Origin of the sequence: Moraxella sp. VT-16-12, from assembly GCF_002224245.2 — a bacterium.
Lineage (GTDB): Bacteria > Pseudomonadota > Gammaproteobacteria > Pseudomonadales > Moraxellaceae > Moraxella.
In genome coordinates, this window is record NZ_NKHK02000002.1 from 228,763 (window position 1) to 249,684 (window position 20,922).

Below are 20,922 nucleotides of genomic sequence, written 5' to 3' on the forward strand. Positions count from 1 at the left end.
CTCCCTTAGGTATAAATCGCCTCACTCACGCTTTTCATCACTAGGGCAAATTGTAGCACGTCTTTATCCATGTCCTTGAAGGGATTAGCAATTTGGCAGACCCAACCAGAGCCTAACGCCCCGTCTATCACATTGCCTTTTTTGTCCCACATTTCACCCAATGTATAGCTGATATTGCCTTGGGGAGTCATGATTTCAATGGTATCACCCACCATCAGTTTGTTTTTGACGGTTAAAGTCAAACGCTCATCGCTGATGTCCGCCACTTCGGCAACAAACTGCTGATTGTCCGTCTTGGATGAGCCATAGTCATAATTTTGATAATCAGAATGCACATGGCGACGCAAAAAGCCTTCGGTATAACCACGATTGGCAAGCCCGTCAAGTGCTGTGATGAGACTGGTATCAAAGGGCTTGCCTGCCAAAGCATCATCAATGGCACGGCGATAGACTTGAGCGGTGCGTGCCACATAATAATGCGACTTGGTACGCCCTTCAATCTTTAACGAATGCACGCCCATAGCCACCAAATCAGGCACAAGCTCCACTGCACGCAAATCCTTGGAGTTCATGATATAAGTACCATGCTCATCTTCATACATCGCCATCAACTCGCCTGGGCGGCCTTGCTCTTCTATCAAGACCACTTCATCGGACGGTTTTTGGACATAGTCATCACCCATCACCACATCGCCGTTTAAATTGACATTAGCGATTTCGCCTTGATTTGGCACAAACACTTCGGGCGTGGCTGGCACAATGTCGCCTGTTTCATTTTCTGTCGCCTTATAGGTGTTATACGACCAACGACAGGCGTTGGTACAAGTGCCTTGGTTGGCATCACGCTTATTGATATAACCCGACAAAAGACAACGCCCCGAATACGCCATGCACAACGCCCCATGCACGAACACTTCAATCTCCATGTCGGGGACTTCTTTGATGATTTGCTCAATCTCCTTTAAGGACAGCTCACGGCTGACAATCACCCTTGTAACGCCCATCTGCTGCCAAAATTTGACCGTTGCCCAGTTTACCGCATTGGCTTGTACGGACAAATGAATGGCTTGTTCTGGAAAGGCTTCACGCACCATCATAATCATGCCAGCGTCCGACATGATAAGAGCGTCAGGTTTCATTTGGATAATGGGACGAATGTCGTCAATAAAGGTTTTAAGTTTGGCGTTATGGGCTTGGATATTGACCACCACATAAAACTTTTTGCCAAGCGAATGAGCGTAAGAGATGCCCTTTGCCAAATTCTCTTCATCAAAATCATTATTACGCACCCGCAATGAGTAACGTGCCTGCCCTGCGTAAACTGCATCCGCCCCATAAGCAAAGGCGTATTGCATGTTTTTAAAGGTGCCGGCAGGGCAAAGAAGTTCAGATTTTTTGGTGGGCAGTTGGGTCATGATTGGCTCTTTTTTTGAATTTGGCTAATTTAAATAATTGGTTATTATAACAAATTTTATCTTTTAAATTCATACTAAATTTGTAAGGTTTGCCGCCAACGCTATTGAGAACATAAAATTTGCCAGTCTCTAAGCCAAAACTGTCTTTTGTCTGCTACAATAGCTTAACTTGGCTAATTTGTAAAACAATGCGTGTATTACTGGTAGAAGATGATTTGATGATTGGCGATGTGTTTAGCGAAGCACTCAAAGACGAAGCCTATACGGTGGACTGGGTCAAAGATGGCTCACAGGCACTTTTGGCTTTAAAAACAGAAAGTTATGACATCATTTTGTTGGATTTGGGGCTACCCAAAGTGGACGGCATGGAAGTGCTGACCACCCTCAGAAGTGCCAAAATTGACACGCCTGTGCTGATACTGACCGCTCGTGATGACGTGCAAGCTCGCATTAAGGGGTTAGACGCTGGGGCGGACGATTATGTCATCAAGCCCTTTGATTTGGGCGAAGTACTGGCTCGTATGCGAGTGCTGATACGCCGTGGTCAAGGCAAAGCTGAAAATTTATTACGTGTTGGCACAATCTCCCTAGATACTGCCAAAAAACGGGCATTTTTGGACAGCAGTCCTGTGGATTTGACCGCCAAAGAATACATGCTGCTACTTAGTTTTATGACCAATCCTGATAAGGTACTTTCCAAAAACGACTTAGAAGACAGTTTATATGGTTGGGGCATGGAAGTAGAGAGTAATGCAGTGGAGTTTTTGATTTATAGTTTGCGTAAAAAAATCGGTGCTAAAACCATCAAAAACATGCGTGGGCTTGGCTGGTATATCAGTTCATGAAGCACCACTCACTACAATGGCGTATCACGTTCACCACCTTAGTCATCTTGTTTATCACCGCCATGATTGCTGTGGTCGCAACCTTTTATGTCAGCCACCAAGAGACGGGTGAAGTCATTGATAACCATTTGCGTGGCATGGCGGTTGCTCTTGCTGATTTGGACACTCGCCCACAAAGCTACTACCCCATAGAAGACGAAGATGGTTTGTGGATTGATATTTTTACAAGCAACAAAGACCCCTTAACCGCCCTACCCATGGGATTTAGCACCCAACGGATTGATGATGAAAATTTTAAAATTTATCATCTGTATGACAATGGTCGGCACATCATTGTACGTGAACGCACCGAAGTCCAAGAAGATTTGACCACCTTATCCGCCCTGCAATCCTTATTGCCCTTACTGGTGGTGAGTGGGATTTTGCTGTTTGTGTTGCCTTTTGTGATTTGGTACAGCTTTCGCTCTGTCCAAAAAAGCACCAAACAAGTCCTACACCGTGAAAAGCACGACTTATCCAAACTGGACATCACCAATTTTCCCAAAGAAATCCTACCCTTTGCCAATGCCATGAATGGACTGCTGGACAAAGCCCAAGATGGTATTGATACGCAAAAACGTTTTATTGCTGACGCATCGCACGAACTACGCTCGCCTTTGACCGCCATCTCTTTGCAAGTACAACGCCTGCAAGGTCTATCAGATATGGACAAAATCCAAACAGGACTGAACAAACTTGCCATTAGCATTCATAAAAATCAACAGCTTGTAGAAGAACTGTTAGCCCTAGCTCGTCTTAACGCCCACATTCTTAGCGACACACCCACATCGGTGGCAGACAGTATCAAAGAAGCAATAGGCTTTTTACTGCCCATCATCAATGATAAAAACATTGTGTTTGATGCGGACATATCGGCAGATTTTAGTGTGTATATCGCCCCCACGCCGTTATTACAACTCATCAAAAATTTGCTACAAAACGCCATCATCTATACCCCAGAGACCAAATCTGTCAGCATACAGCTTGGCAAAACCCCGCCTGCACACGCCACACTCGTTATTGGACATGGTAAAATTGATAAGCATCGCACACTCACCATCAGCGATAGTGGTACAGGCATAGATGCTCATGATTATCACAAAGTTTTTGAGCCTTTTGTGCGTCTATCACATTCAAACAGCTCAGACAGTAGCGACAGCACAGGCACAGGGCTTGGGCTTGCCATGGTCAAAGCCGTCTGTGAGCAAGCGGACGTGGATTTATATTTTGCCAAATCCGACTTTGGGGGCTTGATGGTTATTTTGGTGTTTTAGCCAGCGTTATTTATTGACGAACCAACCTACCAAGTACGCCAACATCACAATTAAACACCCGCACAGGGTTAATATCAATGCCCCCACGGCGTGTGTAGTTGGCCTGCACCAGTAGCGATGACGGTTCAAATACTTTCATAAAATCAGCAAATATCCGCTCCACACATTGCTCATGAAAGCCGTTGTGCTGACGAAAGGACAAAATATATTTTAAAATCTCACCAAACTGTAACTGACGGTTGGTCGTCATCTCAACAGACACCGTTCCCCAGTCAGGTTGGTTAGTAACAGGGCAGTTGGAGCGTAACAAATGCGAATAAAACTGATAATGCGTCAGCTCACCTTGTGTGGCAGTCAAAAAACGACTGTCAACATCATCGCTTAACGCCACCATCTCTTGGCTATCAGCCAAACTGTCATCAATACACACACCCACAGGCGAGCAAACAGCAAGCGTATCATCGCCCAAACCAACAATCTGCACGCCCACATCAGCCCCAACGCATGCTGACAAATCGGTGGCGATGGTTTGTTTGACATCATCAATCGTGGCAAACGGCGTAAAATTTAAGCTGTTTAAGTACAGTTTTAAGGATTTGGATTCCACGATATTAGGTGAGCTGGCAGGTATGGTAAAACGTGCCATTGCCACTTGTGAAATCCCTACTGTATTTAGCCAAGACAGCTCAAAGGCTTGCCAAACATCCACACCATGACAGTCATCATGCAGTTTTATGCCTGTGTCTTTTAAAATCTCATCACGCCCAATGCGTCGTGAGATGGGATACAAGATGGTGGGGTCATAAGTTGTCGGATAACTGGTGTGTTCACCCAATACGCCATGAATGCTCATGATTTGTCCTATTTTTAAATCAAATACGAATGCGTGAGCCTTGCTTTAACAAATGATAAGCAATGCCATAAAAGACCACACAAAAAATCAAAATGGCAACCAAAGAATACACCACATTGACATCAGAATAACCCAAAATGCCATAACGAAAAGCATTCACCATATAGACAATGGGATTTAACAAAGACACCGTTTGCCAAAAGGTAGGCAACTCGCTGATGGCATAAAACACCCCACCCAGATACGTCAATGGTGTCAAAACAAAACTTGGCACAATAGAAATGTCATCAAAAGAACGGGCAAAAATGGCATTGATAAACCCCGCCAAAGAAAACAGCACCGATGTGCCAATCATGGTTATTATGGTGATTGTAAGGTGCATGATGCTTAGCTTAGTAAAAAACAGTGCCACCATGCTCACAATCAAAGCAATCATCAAGCCACGAAACACCCCACCACTGACATAGCCCAACAAAATGCTGTGCTTAGAGATGGGCGAGACCAGTAGCTCATCAATACTGCCATTAAATTTGGTACTAAAAAATGACGACACCACATTGGCATAACTGTTGGTAATCACCGCCATCATAATCAGTCCCGGCACGATAAACTGCATATAGCTGACACCGCCCATTTGACCGACACGATGTCCTATCATTTGCCCAAATATCACAAAATACAAAGTCATGGTAATGGCAGGTGGCAATAATGTCTGTGGCCAGATACGTACGATGCGTTTGATTTCTTTTTTTAATAACGTATGAAAAGCGATAAGCTGTGTTTGATAATTCATATCACACCTTTTGAGCAGAGCTTGTGTGGCCATCCACAACGCCCATAAATAATTCTTCTAATCGGTTGGCTTTGTTTCGCATGCTCATCACTTGGATATTTTGTTTGGTTAATTGAGTAAAGACAGCGTTTAAATTTTGTGTGTTATTCAGCGTGATTTGCAAGGTTTTATTGTCCACCAAATGAGCATGGGTAATGTCGCATAGTGTTGGCACATAGGTCAGCTCATCTTTTAAATCTAGCACAAAAGTTTCGTTAGACAACTGCGTGAGCAAAGATTTCATGTCAGTATTTATCAAAATCTCACCATGATTTAAAATCGCAATGTGCTTACAAAGCTGCTCGGCTTCTTCAAGATAATGGGTGGTCAAAATGATGGTTGTGCCTTCTGTCTCGTTGATGTGTTTCATAAACTCCCACATAGAACGGCGAAGTTCAATGTCCACCCCTGCGGTCGGCTCATCTAATATCAACAGGCGTGGGCGGTGCATCAATGCCCGAGCTATCATCAAACGGCGTTTCATACCCCCTGACAAGGCACGAGATTTTTCGTGGCGTTTTTCCCAAAGCCCCAATTCTTTTAATAAAAACTGGGCTCTTGGCAAAGCGTCTTTTTTGGTCATGCCATAAAACCCTGCCTGAATCAGCAAAATATCCAAACATTGCTCAAACTGATTAAAATTAAACTCTTGTGGCACAACCCCCAAAAACGACTTGGCAAGGGTAGGATTTTTTTGTAAATCCACCCCAAATATTTCAACTTGCCCTTGTGTTTGTGGAAATAGTGAGCTGATGATGCCAATCATGGTGGACTTGCCTGCTCCATTTGCCCCCAAAAGTGCAAAAAAGTCGCCTTGTGGTACGGTCAAATCCAAGCCCTTTAAGGCGGTAAAGCCGTTGGGGTAGGTTTTTGTCAGATGAGAGATGTTTAAGGCAGGTATGGTCATGATAAAATTTTAATATTTTTGTTTAAAACAAATAGATGATATTTATAAATAAATTTGATGATTAAATTGCATTTAGATGCGTGATGATAAGCTGGCAATGTCCAATTTTGATACAGATGAATTGCCCAAATTATCCGCTTGGTACAAAATCATGCCATCATCACCCGACACTTGTAGTGCTGATAAACAGCCACCCCCACAAGCCCAAGTATCAATACAAATGATTTTGCCATCATTTAAGGATAAAATTTGTCCATTTCTCTGCTCAGTATGACCACAAATGACCGTTTTGCCAGAATCATGGGGCAAATGGTCGTGTCTTAATTTACGCCATCTTAGGGCATAATCATTTTGTTCATTCATCGGCAAATGATGATATATGAATGCATGACAAAAAATAAAATCCTTAGTTTCAAAATAATCCACCGTTTGCCTTAAAAAATCAACATAAGCAAATGGCAAATGCCAACATTCAGAACGCACAGGCAACAGCCCAAAAGATTGCAAAGTTTTATCGCCACCCACCCCAAGCCAAAATTCAAAATCGTCTCGATATTTTAGCCCATCAAGCATGATAAACTCATGATTTCCCATGACAAATACCGTTTGACAGCTTTTTGATAGACTCATGAGCGTATCTAGCACGCCTTTTGAATTATCACCACGATTGACATAATCACCCAAAAAGATGAGTCTATCATCGCCATTAGGACAAATGACATCAAGCAAAGTGGTTAAAGCCACATGGCAACCATGAACATCACCAATGGCAAAAGTGCGTGGCATGGCATTCCTTTTAAAAACAAAAAGCCAAATAGTCTAGATGACATATCACCCAGACCATTGGTTAATCAGTAAGCTCTGAATAAATGGTGATTAGCTTGATTGTGCAATCATGTAATCAACCGCATTTTTAACTTCATCATCAGAGATGTCAGCACCACCACGAGCAGGCATGGCGTTAAAGCCGTTGATGGCGTGGTCATATAGCGTGGCTTTGCCCTTGCCAATACGAGGTGCCCAATCTCCTGCCACACCAACTTTTGGCGCTCCAACCAAACCTGCATCATGACAAGTGGCACAAATGGCTTTGTACAACATATCGCCAGGACGTGCTTCGCCTTCTACAGCAGGAGCTAAGACAGTGATGTTAATGTCGCACTCTTCGCCATCAAAACAAACTTTGCCATAAGGAGCGATGCGAGCCACCAAATCAGGGTGCATGGCAATGAGTTTTTTGACTTGGTCGCTGTCTTGGGGAATGGGCTCTTGTTCTTTTTTGGGTGCTGGGGCTGTTTCAGCAGGTGTTGTAGCTTCGGTCTGGGCAGCTGCCGCAGTTTCAGTAGTTGCAGCAGCATCTTGTGCTGGCTGAGCTTGACTTGCTTGGGCTTGACCAGCCACCACGCCACCAATCGCCAACAGTACCGACAAAGATAGGGTTACAACTTTTTTCATGTCGTCTTCTCTTTTAGCCTTGAGCTACGCTCTGGGTTTTAAAAAATTACCCCACTATTATAAAGGAAAATACACACAAAATGCCATGCTTTTTATGCAAATTGCAAAAATTTAGTAAGATTTGCAAAAAAATTTGGTATTTTTTATAAAATCATGGCTTTTTTAATAAAAACTTGCTAAAATTATTCGTCTATTTGCACCTGTAGCTCAGTTGGATAGAGTGTTGGCCTCCGAAGCCAAAGGTCGTGGGTTCAATTCCCGCCAGGTGCGCCATTTGCCAATACACCCTTTATTTGGGGTGTATTTTTAGCATGATTATCTCATGGTAACAAACTCTTCTGAGCCTGTGGGGTGAATGGCAACGGTATTGTCAAAATTCGCCTTGGTCGCTCCCATCTTGATGGCAACCCCAAAGCCTTGTATCATCTCGTCCACACCAAAACCCACGCCGTGCAGTCCCACCACTTTTTCATCATCGCCCACGCAAATGAGCTTCATGCGACACGGCTCACGATGAGCGGTGATGGCACTATACATGGGGGTAAAATTGGATTGATACACCTTGACGTTGTCTGTACCGTAAGTTTGTATGGCACTTTGCTCACTCAGACCAATCGTACCAATGGGTGGATGGCTAAATACCACCGTTGGCACAAGGTGATAATCCAGATGCTCATCAGGTTTGTGGTTAAACAGTCGCTCAGAAAGTCTGCGTCCTGCTGCTACCGCCACAGGCGTAAGCTCAATACCGCCTTCAATGATGTCGCCCACTGCATAAATGCCGTCCACGTTGGTGTTTTGAAATTTATCCACCACGATTTGACCTTTGGCGTTGGTCTTGACACCTACCTTGTCTAGCCCAATGGTATCTGTGGCAGGCACTCGCCCTGTCGCCCAAATCAACGTATCTACTTGTAGCACATCGCCTGTGTCAAAATGAATGTCCAAACTGCCATCAGCGTTTTTTAGGATTTGGGTGGGATTGACATTGGTGTGAAAGTGAATGCCATCATCTTTCATGATGTTTACCAGCGTATCCACAATGCCATCATCAAAGTTTTTTAGTGGCTTATCTTTGCGTAGACACAAATGCACAGTTGCCCCCAGTGCATTGACCACACCTGCCATCTCCACACCAATATAACCTGCCCCCACAATGGCAATGCGTTTTGGCAAGTGCGTCAGCTCAAAAAACCCATCAGAATCAATGCCGTACTCTGCCCCTGTGATGTTTGGGCGAGCAGGACGACCCCCTGTGGCAATCAAAATATGCTCAGCGGTGATAATCTCAGTATTGCCATCAGCATCAGTAACTGCTACTGATTTTGAATCAATAAATTTGGCAAAGCCTTCTATCAGCTCCACGCCATTTTTGGCAAAGCCATTTTTGTATGACTGATGAATGCGACTGATGTAGGCTTGGCGACTTTGGATAAGTTTGGTAAAATCAAACTGATTGACCGTCAAATCAAATCCATAATCAGGGGCGTAGTTTTTGATGGCGGTTGCCATGTTTGCCCCATACCACATCACTTTTTTTGGCACACAGCCGACATTGACACACGTACCGCCAACGTGTTTGGCTTCTATGACAGCAACTTTTTTGCCATACATCGCCGCACGATTTGCCGAAGCAATGCCACCTGAACCGCCACCGATGGCAACATAATCAAAATGTCTGCTCATAACTAAACCCTTATCATTACATTTGTTTTATTGTATCACAAAAACCAAAACCGCCTATCGTCAGACGGTTTTGTTTTTTAAATATTTACATTAAAATAAGACACGCACTCGGATAGTTTGTGGGATGGTTTTTAGGCGTGCCAACGCTTTTTGGGAGTCGTTGTCATCCACATCCATCACCAAATAGCCCACATCGCCTTTGGTCATCATTGATTGGGCAATGATATTGATGCCATCGTCAGCAAAGGCGGCATTGATTTGTGATAGTACCCCCGGCACATTTTGGTGAATGTGCAGCAAACGATGTGTACCATCAGCAAAAGGAATGGCAACGTTGGGGAAGTTGACACTGCTGGTGGTATCGCCTTGGTCGGAGTAACGCACAAATTTTTCGGCCACTTCCAGACCGATGTTGGCTTGGGCTTCTTGGGTAGAACCGCCGATGTGCGGCGTCAAAATCACATTATCAAATTTGCGTAGTGGTGAGATAAATTCTTCATCAGCAGATTTTGGCTCTTTGGGGAAAACGTCAATGGCAGCCCCAAGCAGTTTTTTGCTTTCTAAGGCTTGTGCCAAATCGTCAATCACCACACAACCACCACGAGCAGCATTGATGAACAACGCTCCATCTTTCATCTTATCAAACTGCTCTTTGCCCATCATACCACGAGTGTTTGGCAAATCAGGCACGTGCAAAGTTACCACGTCCGCTTGACCAAGCAGCTCATCAAGACTGCCAACTTGCACGGCATTACCTAGGGGCAGTTTGGTCATCACATCATGATAGATGACTTTCATGCCAAGGCTTTCTGCAAGCACGGACAACTGCGAGCCAATAGAGCCATAGCCAACAATCCCCAACGTCTTGCCACGCACTTCATAGCTGTCTTTGGCAGATTTGTTCCAGCCACCACGATGTACCACCGCATTTTTTTCAGGAATGCCACGCATGAGCATGATGGTCTCGGCCAGTACCAGCTCCGCCACCGAGCGGGTGTTTGAATAAGGGGCATTAAATACAGGAATGCCCAGCTCCAAGGCGGCGTCCAAATCTACTTGGTTGGTACCAATACAAAAACAGCCCACACAAATGAGCTTTTCGGCAGCTTCTAGCACTTTACGAGTCAGCTGAGTGCGTGAGCGAATGCCAATAAAATGTGCGTCTTTGATTTTTTCAATCAATTCAGCTTCATCTAGGGCGGATTTGATGTATTCAATATTGGTATAACCTGCGTCATTTAAGACTTTTAGGGCGTTGTCGTGTACGCCTTCTAACAGCAAAAAGCGGATTTTGTCTTTTTGAAGGGATAAGGTCATAAAAAATCCTTAAAAATATGGATGGCAAGGCATATAGTTATACACCCATTAATAAGATTTTGCAAAGTATTTTTTGGCAAATGTTCATGAAAAAATTTTAAGTTGCGTACTGTCAGTGTGCTTTGTCTTTATCCAAACAGGCTGCTGTGATATTTATGTTGGCAACTTAAAAAGATGAATTAGGTTCGTTTAAAAACGCCAGCTCATCAGGCGTGCTGTCTCGCCCCAAAATGGCATTACGATGTGGGTAACGCCCAAATCGCTCAATGATGACTTTATGTTTATATTCAAAATCCAAGGTATTATCATCACCAATCCGCTTAAAAATCTCCACCGCCCATTCATGTGCCACCAAACTTTCTGAATGCATAAAAGGCATGGCGGTAAACTTTTGAAAATCGGTGGGCAAATCCGCAAATCCACCAAGGCTGATTGCTTCTTGGGCAAGTATGAGTGCCACGTCATCGCCCATAAAGGCTTGGGGCGTGTTTCGGTAAACATTGCGAGCAAACTGGTCAAGCACCAATATCTCAGCCAATCGCCCATAATGGTCGCTACGCCACGTCCAAAGCTCGCCCGCCACTGCTTTGGGGATAAGCGTTTGAAATTGACTGCGGATTTTGTCATCAAACTCATCTGATTTGGCAAACCATGAAGGCTTATTTACTGGGTCAAACCAAAAATTTAAAACGGCATTGGCAGTGGGGTCTTGGGTATAAATCATAGATATTCCTAATGGTTAAATGTCTTATTATAAAATAAAAAACAACAAAATAAAAATCCACCACTGGCATTTGATGAATATTTATCCTACAAATTTGAGCATTTAACAGCCAAATGTATGTTTAATAAGCCCCCATTTAAAATTCCAAAATCACATTAAAGTTATGCCCCCACAAATTCGCCATTTTCTTTGACCCACATATCCATCATCGCTCGTGTCAATAGGGTTTTGTGGGGCTGTTTAACAAGATAGCAAGCAAGAGCTTGGGCATACGCCAACAGTCGCTCATCTCGGATGATGTCCGCCAAATAATACCCCATGTCTCCTGTTTGGCGTTTACCAAGTAACTCGCCTGCTCCACGCAGTGCCAAATCTTTTTGAGCGATGACAAAGCCATCGGTGCTGTCTCTTAGAATGTTTAGCCGTTCTATGCCTGTGGGTGATAGGGGCATCTGATACAGCAGCACACAAAAAGATTTTTCTAAGCCACGCCCTACTCGTCCCCGCAGTTGGTGCAGTTGTGATAAACCCAGCCGCTCGGCATTTTCTATCACCATGATGGACGCATTTGGCACGTCCACACCCACTTCAATGACGGTGGTGGCAATGAGCAAATCAAGGCGATGATGTTTAAAATCATTCATGATGGCTTGTTTGTCAGCAGGTTTCATTTTGCCATGCACCAGCCCAATGCGTATGTCTAAACGTTGGCACAGCGCTTCATACAATAGCTCGGCTGACTGTGCGTCCAAAGCGGTGGATTCTTCTACCAAAGGACACACCCAATAGGCTTGTTTTCCTTGCTTGCAATTTGCCAAAATCCGCTCAATCACTTCATCTCGGCGGTCTCTATTGACGGTAATGGTGGTAATGGGCGTGCGATTAGGTGGCAGCTCATCAATCACAGACACGTCCATGTCGCCATAAACACTCATCGCCAACGTTCTAGGAATGGGTGTGGCGGTCATGGCAAGCTGATGGGGAGTGGTATTTGCCACGCCTTTATTGACAAGTTTGAGTCGTTGCTCCACCCCAAAACGGTGCTGTTCATCAATGATGACCAAGCCCAATTTGGCAAAATTTACCCCTTCTTGAAACAGTGCGTGTGTACCAACCACGATTTGTACGTCATTATCCATAATGGCTTGCAAAGTTGTGTTACGCTCTTTGGCGGTCTGTTTACCAACCAACCAACCCACACTCACGCCCAAATCAGTAAACCAATTTTTAAAATTGATAAGATGTTGCTTAGCCAAAATCTCGGTCGGTGCCATGATTGCCACTTGCCAGCCACTATCTAGGGCATGGCACGCCGATAAAGCTGCCACCAGCGTTTTACCTGCACCCACATCACCTTGCACAAGACGTAACATTGGCGTACTGGTATTTAAATCACGCACAATCTCACGCACAACACGGCGTTGGGCATTGGTAGGGTTAAAGGGTAAATTGTCAAGCAGTCGCTGAGCAAGCTGGCTGTTGTCGGTACAAAATGGGGCTTTATGTGTGTGCAAGTTTTGTTTGCGATACAAAAACACCAACTGATGAGCCACCAGCTCTTCTATAATCAAACGCAGGCACGCAGGGTGGGTGCGGTCTTTTAGTCCTGTTAAAAGTGCCGTTTGGCTAAAAATATCCGCCTGTGGGTCAGGCAGATGAATGGCTTTTAACGCAGACAACAAATCCCCTGACATATCAAGCCCCACCACACCAAAATCGTCATCAGACAAGCACGTTAGCTGACCTTGTCCCACCGCCATTAAAGCAAGACGAACAAGCTGTCTGAGTTTATTTTGATGCAATCCTTTGACCGTTGGGTAAATTGGCAATAGCCCCTGCTCAAAGCTCTGTGTTCCTGTAATAAAATACTCTGGGTGCGACATCTGCACACCATAACGGCTAATTTTTACTTCACCAAATGCCGTAATGCTCGCCCCCACCGTCATGGTCGCAAGCAGTGTAGGATAAGTTTTAAAAAACTGCAACACCACCATGCCAGTATCATCTTCTAGGCAAACTGACAGTCGCCCTTTGGTCGCTGACACATCTGTGATGACTCCTGCAACCACGCACACCTGTCCATCATACAGCTCATTGATGGGCATGATACGACTGCGGTCTTCATAATCTCGGGGCAAGTGCAACAGCATATCAAAAATGCGATGAATGCCAAGTTCGGTCAAGCGATTTGCCAAAGCATTGCCAACACCTGCTAGGGCAGTCATGGGCAGATTGGTGATGGGGGTTTGGGCTGGTATGTACATGGTGTTCAGACAGATGATTTGCCCTAATTTTAAGGGCATTTATACAAATTGACAAGTTTTTGCCAAATTTTAATCACAAATCAAATCATGGTAGTCATGTGCTTTTTACAAACAGTAAACACATTGGCACACACCTTAGCCATTTAAGCGACAATAATACGCTTGTGATTGATGATAAAATTTGTTAAGTTATGATAATTTATCTCACAAACCATCATGAAATCTCTTTTACCATTTGTCGCCCTAACACTTTTGTTTGTCGGTTGCACCACCACACCCGCCCCAAGTACATCACCAGCCACTTCTCAGCCAAAAATTGCTTTGGTCTTAGGTGGGGGTGGTGCCAAGGGATTTGCTCACATTGGCGTGATTGAAGCCTTAGAGGCTCATCACATCAAGCCTGACATCATCATTGGCACAAGCTCAGGAGCAATGGTCGGAGCGATATACGCCTCGGGCAAAACCGCCCAAGAGTTACGCCACATTGCTCTAAATTTAGATGAAAATCAACTCATAGACATCACACCTAGCAAGCAAGGCTTGATAGAAGGTGAAAAATTAGCCCATTTTATCAACACTCAGGTCAATTTTACCCCCATAGAAAAGCTCCCCACTCGCTTTGTGCCTGTTACCACCAATCAACAAGGGCAAGCTGTCAGCTTTCACGCTGGTGATACAGGTCAAGCAGTGCGTGCATCAGCATCCGTGCCACGCTTATTTATCGCCCCACGCCTACCCAAAAATGGCGGTCAAAAATACACCGATGGTGGCAGCTCTGCTCTTGTGCCTGCTCGTTTTGCTCGCACACTTGGGGCGGATGTGGTCATTAGCGTGGACGTTTTGGCTCATCAATCCGCTCTGCCACCACCCACACCAACGACCGCCACCATCCATCGTAGTGACAAGGGTTTTTCTGCACAATTTAGCAATCAAACAATAGACATACCCATAGATTTTCAAAAACTTAATAGCCAAAAACTGCCCTTTGACATCAGTTTAGACACCATCATCAGCACAATTCCCGCACAAACCAAGCTTAATCTGCCTGATGAGTTTGCTGTATTAAGCCAAAATCCCAAGCTGTTTTGGCGATATTTTGAACCAAAAACACAAGCCGACCCACAGGATTTGGCGGTCAGCGATGTCGTCATTCGTCCTAATTTATCGGCATTTAGCGTGTTTGACACACAAGAGCGACAACAAATGATGGACATTGGCAAGCAAAGCACCCTAGCACAAATAGACACCATCAAACAACACATTCAAAACAAAAGCCCCTAAATGTCGGAATATTTTTTGCATTATTCAGGGGTGTTGTGGTGTTTCAACCCAAAAAAATGACCGTTTATTTTTTAATGGGATAAACGGTATAAAAAAGCTCATCAAAGACAGCAAAAGACAGGTAAGTTTTGCCACCGTACATTTACAATCTTGGGTTGCGTGGTGTAGAATGACCTTATTTTTAACTTTGATTTTAATTGTGATTTTATCGCCAAAATACAAATAGAGAATGCAAATGGCAAAAGTAGCAACTGAACAGCTCTTGGATTTTAAATACCAAGGTACAAATCGCCGTGGTCAAAAAGTAAAGGGCGAAACCACCAGCAAAAGCATTGAATTGGCTCGGGCTCAACTAAGAAAACAAGGCATCATCGTTGATGAGATTCGCCCAAAACCCAAGCCATTATTTAAAACCAAAAAATCCATCAAAGCCTTAGACATTGCCATTTTTGTGCGTCAGCTTGCCACCATGATGAAAGCAGGTGTGCCTTTGACACAGGCTTTTGAGATTGTGGCAGACACCCTAGAAAACGCCAGCATGAAAGAGTTGGTACTAAAAATCAAAGCCGACATTGAAGCAGGGAGCAACTTTGCCACCGCCCTACGCAAACACCCCAAATACTTTGATGATTTGTTTTGCTCTTTGGTGGAGTCAGGTGAGCAGTCAGGGGCATTAGAGACCATGCTTGAACGTATCGCCACTTACAAGGAAAAAAGTGAGCTTTTAAAAGCCAAAATCAAAAAGGCCATGAAATATCCCATTGCGGTGATTGCAGTGGCAATCGTGGTTACCGCCATTTTGCTGATTAAAGTTGTGCCTGTTTTTGCTGAGCTATTCACCAGTTTTGGGGCGGATTTACCTGCACCCACCAAGTTTGTGATGGCGATGTCAGACTTTATGGTCAAATGGTACATTCCTTTCTTTTTGATACTGGGGGGACTTATCATTGCATTTTCAAAAGCCAAAACCCACAGCAAAAAGTTTCGCGATTTTTTAGACCGCATTTCATTAAAATTGCCCATTTTTGGCAAAATCACCTATCAAGCCATCATCGCTCGTTTTGCTCGCACACTCTCCACCACCTTTGCTGCTGGTGTGCCACTACTAGATGCCTTAGATTCTACCGCAGGGGCAACCAACAACATCATCTTTTCTGATGCCACCCAACGTATCAAAGATGATGTCGCCACAGGTCAGCAATTACAATTTGCCATGCGTAGCACCAATTTATTTCCTAGCATGGTCATTCAGATGGTGGGGATTGGTGAAGAAGCAGGTAGCTTAGAGGAAATGTTGGACAAAGTTGCCACCTATTATGAAAACGAAGTGGATAACGCCATTGACGGTTTGACCAGCTTGATGGAGCCGATGATTATGGCATTTTTAGGTGTGGTGATTGGTGGCTTGGTAGTTGCCATGTATATGCCAATCTTCCAAATGGGTTCGGTTGTTGGCTAATGGACATACTTACTTCTTTATCACAAAATATGCCCCTTGCTTTGATTTTGGCAGGGGTTTTTGGCTTGTGCGTGGGCAGCTTTTTAAATGTGGTCATACATCGCACACCACTCATCATGAAACGTCAATGGCGTCAAGAATGTGCTGAATTTTTATCAAACGAACCTGACATTCACCCAAAAGTCAAAGAATACCTAAGTGATACCATCGCTAAAGACACGCCCGTCAGCTTGTCCTTTCCACCGTCTCGCTGCCCAAACTGCCATCATCAAATCCGTGCTTATGAAAATATACCACTCATTAGCTGGTTGATTTTGTTGCGTGGCAAATGCTCAAGATGTGGCACTTCTATCAGTATCCGTTATCCTTTGGTGGAGTTAATAAGTGCCTTGCTATCTGTATTGATGATTTATAGCTTTGGAGCGACGTTTACAGGGCTGATGGCACTGATTTATTTATGGATGCTCATTGCCTTGACTGGGATTGATTTTGACACCCAACTTTTGCCTGATCGTTTAGTGTTTCCACTTGGCATGATAGGGCTTGCGGTCAATACCCAAAACACTTTTACTTCATTAACATCTGCCGTATGGGGCGGACTATTGGGATTTTTATCTTTATGGAGTGTCGCCACACTCTATGGAATGATTACCAAAAAAGAAGGTATGGGTGCTGGTGATTTTAAATTACTTGGAGCTATTGGGGCTTGGCTTGGCGCAAGTATGCTACCATTGATTATTTTATTATCTGCTCTACTTGGCTCTGTTGTTGGTCTTATACTCATCAAAAAATCTGGTGAAAGCAAACCCTTTGCATTTGGCCCTTATATTGCCATTGCTGGGATTGTTGCTTTGTTATGGGGGCAAGACATCATGAGCTGGTATTTGACCCTATATCAATAAAAATACTTGCCATTTTCAAAATCTCTGTTATAATAGTGGCACTTTTAGGCGTATAGCTCAGTTGGTTAGAGCACCACCTTGACATGGTGGGGGTCGATGGTTCGAGTCCGTTTACGCCTACCAAATACCAATCTAGGGCTATCCATTATCGTGTGATAGCCCTTTTGTTTTATAGGTTTTTAGCCTTTTTGGTGTCTTTGTTAGTCTAGGGCTATCCGTTGAAATCTACATTTTTTGTTGGTATATTTGTTGGTATAAAAATTCTTATACCAACAATCCAGGCAAATCATGGGCAAACTGACTGATACCACCATTAAAAAATTAAAACCTACTGACAAATGCACCCCAAACCGCCCTGATAAATATTCAGATGGTAATGGCTTACAGTTATGGGTAAGGCTAACAGGTGCTAAAACTTGGGTGGTGGCTTATCGCTTTTATGGCAAACAAACCAATATCACACTTGGCAAATATCCTACCATCAGCCTAAAACAAGCACGCCTGCAAGCCATAGAAATGCAAGAAAAAATCAGACAAGGCATAGACCCCAAACAAGCCAAACCAAATGCCGTGCTATTTGGTGATGCTGCCACAGCCTACCATACAGACAGAAACCCAAATCACCCTGCCAACAAGAACCGCCACACCGTTGTTAATGGCACATACCAAAGAGACCACAATCAATATAACAATGACATTGCCCCACGTCTTGCCCATTTGGACATTAACGCCATCACGCCTGCCATGATACTAGATATTGCCAATGCCATAGAAAGCAGGGGAGCATACGACATGGCAAAGCGAGCCATACGCCAAATAGGGGCAATCTTTCGTTATGCTAGGGATAAAGGCATATATCACAACCTACCGCCCACTGATGGACTAGCCAAACGCCTAAGCAAGCGAAAACAAACTCACTTTGCACGCCTAGACTTTGGACAACTGCCACGCCTTTTACATGACATAGAGCGGTCAAAATGCAACATACTCACCAAGCTGGCATTTAAATTTATCTGCCTTACCTTTGTTCGCACCATTGAGATGCGATTTATGACATGGCAAGAAATAGACTGGGATAATGCCCTTTGGCGAATACCAGCCGAGCGTATGAAAATGAGCCGTCCGCACATTGTGCCACTATCGCCCCAAGCCATACAGATATTACAGACTATCAAATCATGGGGCTTACACAGTGAATATGTATTTTATAACACCGCATCAAAAGCCCCCATCAGCGAAAACGCCTTAACCAGTGCTTTAAAACGGCTAAGCTATCAAGGCTTGATGACAGGACACGGATTTAGGGGCATTGCCAGCACCAAACTACATGAACTGCAATATAACCATGAAGCCATAGAGCTACAATTAGCCCACGCCAAAAGCGACAAGGTCAGCATGGCATATAATGGGGCAGAGTATCTGCCCTATCGTGTACAGATGATGCAAGACTGGGCAAACTTGATAGATGGCTTGACAGATGGGCAGACGTGAATAGATTGCTCAAAACTCATTAGATTGCTATAATCTAAGACTATCTAAGACAGTATCACACCCTTTATAGTTTGGTGATTGATGCTTGATTGATTTACCCTTTTAGCAGGCTAGGAGTAATTACCCGAACGGCGGTTATTTACTACACCTTAGACCGCTCCGCCTGCTATCTTATTTGTTAAGGTGTGGACTTTACAAAACTTGACATTAAAAGGTGTGAGTGTATGAAAGGCATAACAAGCGATGAATTATATAAATTAATGGATATATTAAGTATAAATGAAATTGGGGCTTTAATTGCAGGAGCAAGCCCTAGTGATGTTTATTATAATTACGAGTACCCAGATTATGGAGATGAATATCGTATTAACCGTAATTCAAATATGCCTGATAATGTTGATGAAGTCTTTTCAATCATTATAAAAGTCTTAAAAAGAGCCATTATTGCAGGTGAATTAAAAGCCCAAATTGTAGCAAATACAAATGAACAAACCTTGTATTTAGATGATTTAAAAAAAGATTGGGTAGCTTGTGGTAAAATTGACACCGAAAGAACCACAATCACAAGGGACGATATAAAAGATTGGCTAGAAGCAAGGGGAGTATATCCAAGTGCGTTTTTTCCCAATGGGCGTAAAGATGATTATATGAACCCCAATCATGCTTGTTATAGTCCTGATTTAGCATTGTGTGTAAAAGCTTGGGAAGTGGCACAAACAGCCCATTATGACAATAAAACAATCAAGCAATTTATGACGGAGTGGATAAAAGCAAATGCACACACTTATAAATGGAAAAATTCACCAAAAAAACCAAATGAACCAATGAGCCATAAAAAAGCAGAAGAATTAGCAAGTGTTGCCAACTGGCATACCAAAGGTGGTGCAGTTAAGGGCAACCCCAACTTAAAAGAACCTACCCCACCAAAATACATACCAACACCAATTTATGATGAATTGAAAATAAATTTACCCAAAAAATCACCAATAAATAGTGATAATGATGTACCCTTCTAAGAAACCTACCCCACCATTACAAACCTTTATAAACCATAGCTTACAGCCCTTAATATAGAATTAAGGGCTTTTGCTTTTTTGAGTAATAGGGGGTAAGTAAACCCTTACTACCACCGCTATTTTTACTTAAAAATTACCCCTACAATACACCCCACAAGCCCAAGCAATCCTGCTAAGCATAACATTGGAGTGTATCAGATGACACCACGCACACAAACAACCCCAGCCACCCATCATCAGCCCATCACCCTACCCCAAGACGGTATGAGCCGTTTAAGTCAGCTACTGCCCTTTTTGCCCATTGGTAAATCTACTGTATGGGCATGGGTAAGAGCTGGTAAATTCCCACAGCCCATCAAGCTATCAGACAATGTAACCGTATGGCGTAACAGCGACATTCACGATTGGCTAAACAATGCCAGCTAGCATCAAGGGGGCAATCAATGAGCCACTGCAAACAAATCTATCAGCACCTAATGACAGGGCAAGAGATTAACCCCATGCAGGCACTCAACCTATTTGGGTGCTTTGCCCTATCTCAACGCATACATGACCTTAAACGCATTCACGGTGTGCCAGTACAAGCACGCCTATATCACGCCCCCAATGGCAAAAAGTGGAGCATTTATTGGTTAGAGCCGTTTTATATCACCCAAGTAAAGGCAGGCGTGATTAAGCCGTTTTGTGAGTTTTAGGGCATCTTGGGTAATCAGTTTCGCACTTGAAGTGTGGAACTCTCACCATTGGTGGACACAGACAAGAATGGCATTGTTACAAAAATTCACCAATATTTTAATCATATAGCAGAAGTAAAGAGATGACCAAAGAACAAGTATTTAGCGATTATCTACAAAGAGTGGCAGACGTGTTAAAGCTACACAGCCAAGCATTACAAGAACTTAGCAAGATGAGCCATTTAGTCCAAGAGCTAGAACACCACCCCAACACCAAAAAGGTGATGGAAGCACTACAAGGGCGTGGGGAGCAGATGGCAGAACACGCCGAATATATTCAAGAAGTGGCAGACAATCCACACCTTTTAACCATGCAATAGGAGTATATCCATGAAGCCTAATCAATTAACTATTAACCAGCTCACAACAAACAATCAGGCTTTGACCATGTCTAGCCGTGAGATTGCTACTTTGTGTGATAAAGAGCA

At 43.7% G+C, this 20,922-nt stretch carries 20 protein-coding genes and 2 tRNA genes; 12 read left to right on the top strand and 10 right to left on the bottom strand.

Going from position 1 to position 20,922, the window contains the following annotated elements; genetic code table 11:
- Window positions 1-5 precede the first annotated feature (5 nt).
- Window positions 6-1,415, bottom strand: a complete 1,410-nt coding sequence (gene yegQ / locus CEW93_RS02860; protein WP_089539170.1) for a tRNA 5-hydroxyuridine modification protein YegQ — start codon at window positions 1,413-1,415, stop codon at window positions 6-8.
- Between the two features lie 188 nt (window positions 1,416-1,603).
- On the opposite strand from yegQ, the gene CEW93_RS02865 reads away from it, so the two are divergent.
- Together CEW93_RS02865 and CEW93_RS02870 are read left to right on the top strand one after the other, a co-directional pair.
- Window positions 1,604-2,260 carry a response regulator transcription factor gene (locus CEW93_RS02865; protein WP_089539171.1) on the top strand — a complete coding sequence of 219 codons (657 nt, stop codon included), beginning with the start codon at window positions 1,604-1,606 and terminating at the stop codon, window positions 2,258-2,260.
- Window positions 2,257-3,573, top strand: coding sequence for a HAMP domain-containing sensor histidine kinase (locus CEW93_RS02870; RefSeq protein ID WP_089539173.1), 1,317 nt, complete (start codon window positions 2,257-2,259; stop codon window positions 3,571-3,573). The genes CEW93_RS02865 and CEW93_RS02870 overlap by 4 nt, the downstream gene beginning before the upstream one ends.
- Window positions 3,574-3,583: 10 nt before the next feature.
- On the opposite strand, the gene queF is transcribed toward CEW93_RS02870, so the two are convergent.
- The 5 genes from queF to CEW93_RS02895 form a co-directional block, all read right to left on the bottom strand.
- The gene (gene queF / locus CEW93_RS02875; RefSeq protein WP_089539175.1) at window positions 3,584-4,426 is read right to left on the bottom strand and encodes an NADPH-dependent 7-cyano-7-deazaguanine reductase QueF; all 843 of its coding nucleotides are present in this window, start codon (window positions 4,424-4,426) and stop codon (window positions 3,584-3,586) included.
- Between the two features lie 19 nt (window positions 4,427-4,445).
- Window positions 4,446-5,219, bottom strand: coding sequence for an ABC transporter permease (locus tag CEW93_RS02880; RefSeq protein WP_089539177.1), 774 nt, complete (start codon window positions 5,217-5,219; stop codon window positions 4,446-4,448).
- Window position 5,220: 1 nt separating this feature from the next.
- Window positions 5,221-6,165: an ABC transporter ATP-binding protein gene (locus CEW93_RS02885; RefSeq protein WP_089539178.1), complete on the bottom strand. Its 945-nt coding sequence runs from the start codon at window positions 6,163-6,165 to the stop codon at window positions 5,221-5,223.
- Window positions 6,166-6,237: 72 nt separating this feature from the next.
- Window positions 6,238-6,951 carry a metallophosphoesterase family protein gene (locus tag CEW93_RS02890; RefSeq protein ID WP_089539180.1) on the bottom strand — a complete coding sequence of 238 codons (714 nt, stop codon included), beginning with the start codon at window positions 6,949-6,951 and terminating at the stop codon, window positions 6,238-6,240.
- Window positions 6,952-7,041: 90 nt separating this feature from the next.
- Complete coding sequence (locus CEW93_RS02895) at window positions 7,042-7,620, bottom strand: cytochrome c5 family protein (protein ID WP_089539182.1); 579 nt, start codon at window positions 7,618-7,620, stop codon at window positions 7,042-7,044.
- Between the two features lie 196 nt (window positions 7,621-7,816).
- Here CEW93_RS02895 and CEW93_RS02900 point away from each other — a divergent pair.
- Window positions 7,817-7,893 (top strand) — tRNA-Arg (locus CEW93_RS02900).
- Between the two features lie 42 nt (window positions 7,894-7,935).
- Here CEW93_RS02900 and gorA read toward each other — a convergent pair.
- The 4 genes from gorA to recG all read right to left on the bottom strand — a co-directional run bounded on the left by gorA (window position 7,936) and on the right by recG (window position 13,611).
- The gene (gene gorA / locus CEW93_RS02905; RefSeq protein WP_089539184.1) at window positions 7,936-9,306 is read right to left on the bottom strand and encodes a glutathione-disulfide reductase; all 1,371 of its coding nucleotides are present in this window, start codon (window positions 9,304-9,306) and stop codon (window positions 7,936-7,938) included.
- A gap of 90 nt (window positions 9,307-9,396) precedes the next feature.
- Window positions 9,397-10,623 carry a phosphoglycerate dehydrogenase gene (gene serA / locus CEW93_RS02910; protein WP_089539185.1) on the bottom strand — a complete coding sequence of 409 codons (1,227 nt, stop codon included), beginning with the start codon at window positions 10,621-10,623 and terminating at the stop codon, window positions 9,397-9,399.
- A gap of 166 nt (window positions 10,624-10,789) precedes the next feature.
- Window positions 10,790-11,347, bottom strand: a complete 558-nt coding sequence (locus CEW93_RS02915; RefSeq protein WP_089539186.1) for a DUF924 family protein — start codon at window positions 11,345-11,347, stop codon at window positions 10,790-10,792.
- A 161-nt stretch (window positions 11,348-11,508) separates the two neighbouring features.
- Window positions 11,509-13,611, bottom strand: a complete 2,103-nt coding sequence (gene recG / locus CEW93_RS02920; protein ID WP_089539201.1) for an ATP-dependent DNA helicase RecG — start codon at window positions 13,609-13,611, stop codon at window positions 11,509-11,511.
- Between the two features lie 216 nt (window positions 13,612-13,827).
- On the opposite strand from recG, the gene CEW93_RS02925 reads away from it, so the two are divergent.
- From CEW93_RS02925 to CEW93_RS02965, 9 genes are all read left to right on the top strand, one after another.
- Window positions 13,828-14,892: a patatin-like phospholipase family protein gene (locus CEW93_RS02925; RefSeq protein WP_089539187.1), complete on the top strand. Its 1,065-nt coding sequence runs from the start codon at window positions 13,828-13,830 to the stop codon at window positions 14,890-14,892.
- 235 nt (window positions 14,893-15,127) lie between these two features.
- The gene (locus tag CEW93_RS02930) at window positions 15,128-16,351 is read left to right on the top strand and encodes a type II secretion system F family protein (protein WP_089539189.1); all 1,224 of its coding nucleotides are present in this window, start codon (window positions 15,128-15,130) and stop codon (window positions 16,349-16,351) included.
- Window positions 16,351-17,253: an A24 family peptidase gene (locus CEW93_RS02935; RefSeq protein ID WP_089539190.1), complete on the top strand. Its 903-nt coding sequence runs from the start codon at window positions 16,351-16,353 to the stop codon at window positions 17,251-17,253. The genes CEW93_RS02930 and CEW93_RS02935 overlap by 1 nt, the downstream gene beginning before the upstream one ends.
- 46 nt (window positions 17,254-17,299) lie before the next feature.
- Window positions 17,300-17,376: transfer RNA gene (locus tag CEW93_RS02940), tRNA-Val, on the top strand.
- Between the two features lie 165 nt (window positions 17,377-17,541).
- Complete coding sequence (locus CEW93_RS02945) at window positions 17,542-18,744, top strand: integrase arm-type DNA-binding domain-containing protein (RefSeq protein ID WP_089539191.1); 1,203 nt, start codon at window positions 17,542-17,544, stop codon at window positions 18,742-18,744.
- Between the two features lie 224 nt (window positions 18,745-18,968).
- The gene (locus CEW93_RS02950; protein ID WP_089539192.1) at window positions 18,969-19,760 is read left to right on the top strand and encodes a hypothetical protein; all 792 of its coding nucleotides are present in this window, start codon (window positions 18,969-18,971) and stop codon (window positions 19,758-19,760) included.
- 198 nt (window positions 19,761-19,958) lie between these two features.
- The gene (locus tag CEW93_RS02955; protein WP_089539193.1) at window positions 19,959-20,186 is read left to right on the top strand and encodes an AlpA family transcriptional regulator; all 228 of its coding nucleotides are present in this window, start codon (window positions 19,959-19,961) and stop codon (window positions 20,184-20,186) included.
- A gap of 17 nt (window positions 20,187-20,203) precedes the next feature.
- A complete protein-coding gene (locus CEW93_RS02960; protein WP_089539194.1) occupies window positions 20,204-20,455 on the top strand; it encodes a helix-turn-helix domain-containing protein in 252 nt (83 codons plus the stop codon).
- A 122-nt stretch (window positions 20,456-20,577) separates the two neighbouring features.
- Entirely contained in the window at window positions 20,578-20,814 is a 237-nt protein-coding gene (locus tag CEW93_RS02965) for a hypothetical protein (RefSeq protein ID WP_089539195.1), read from the top strand.
- Window positions 20,815-20,922 lie beyond the last annotated feature (108 nt).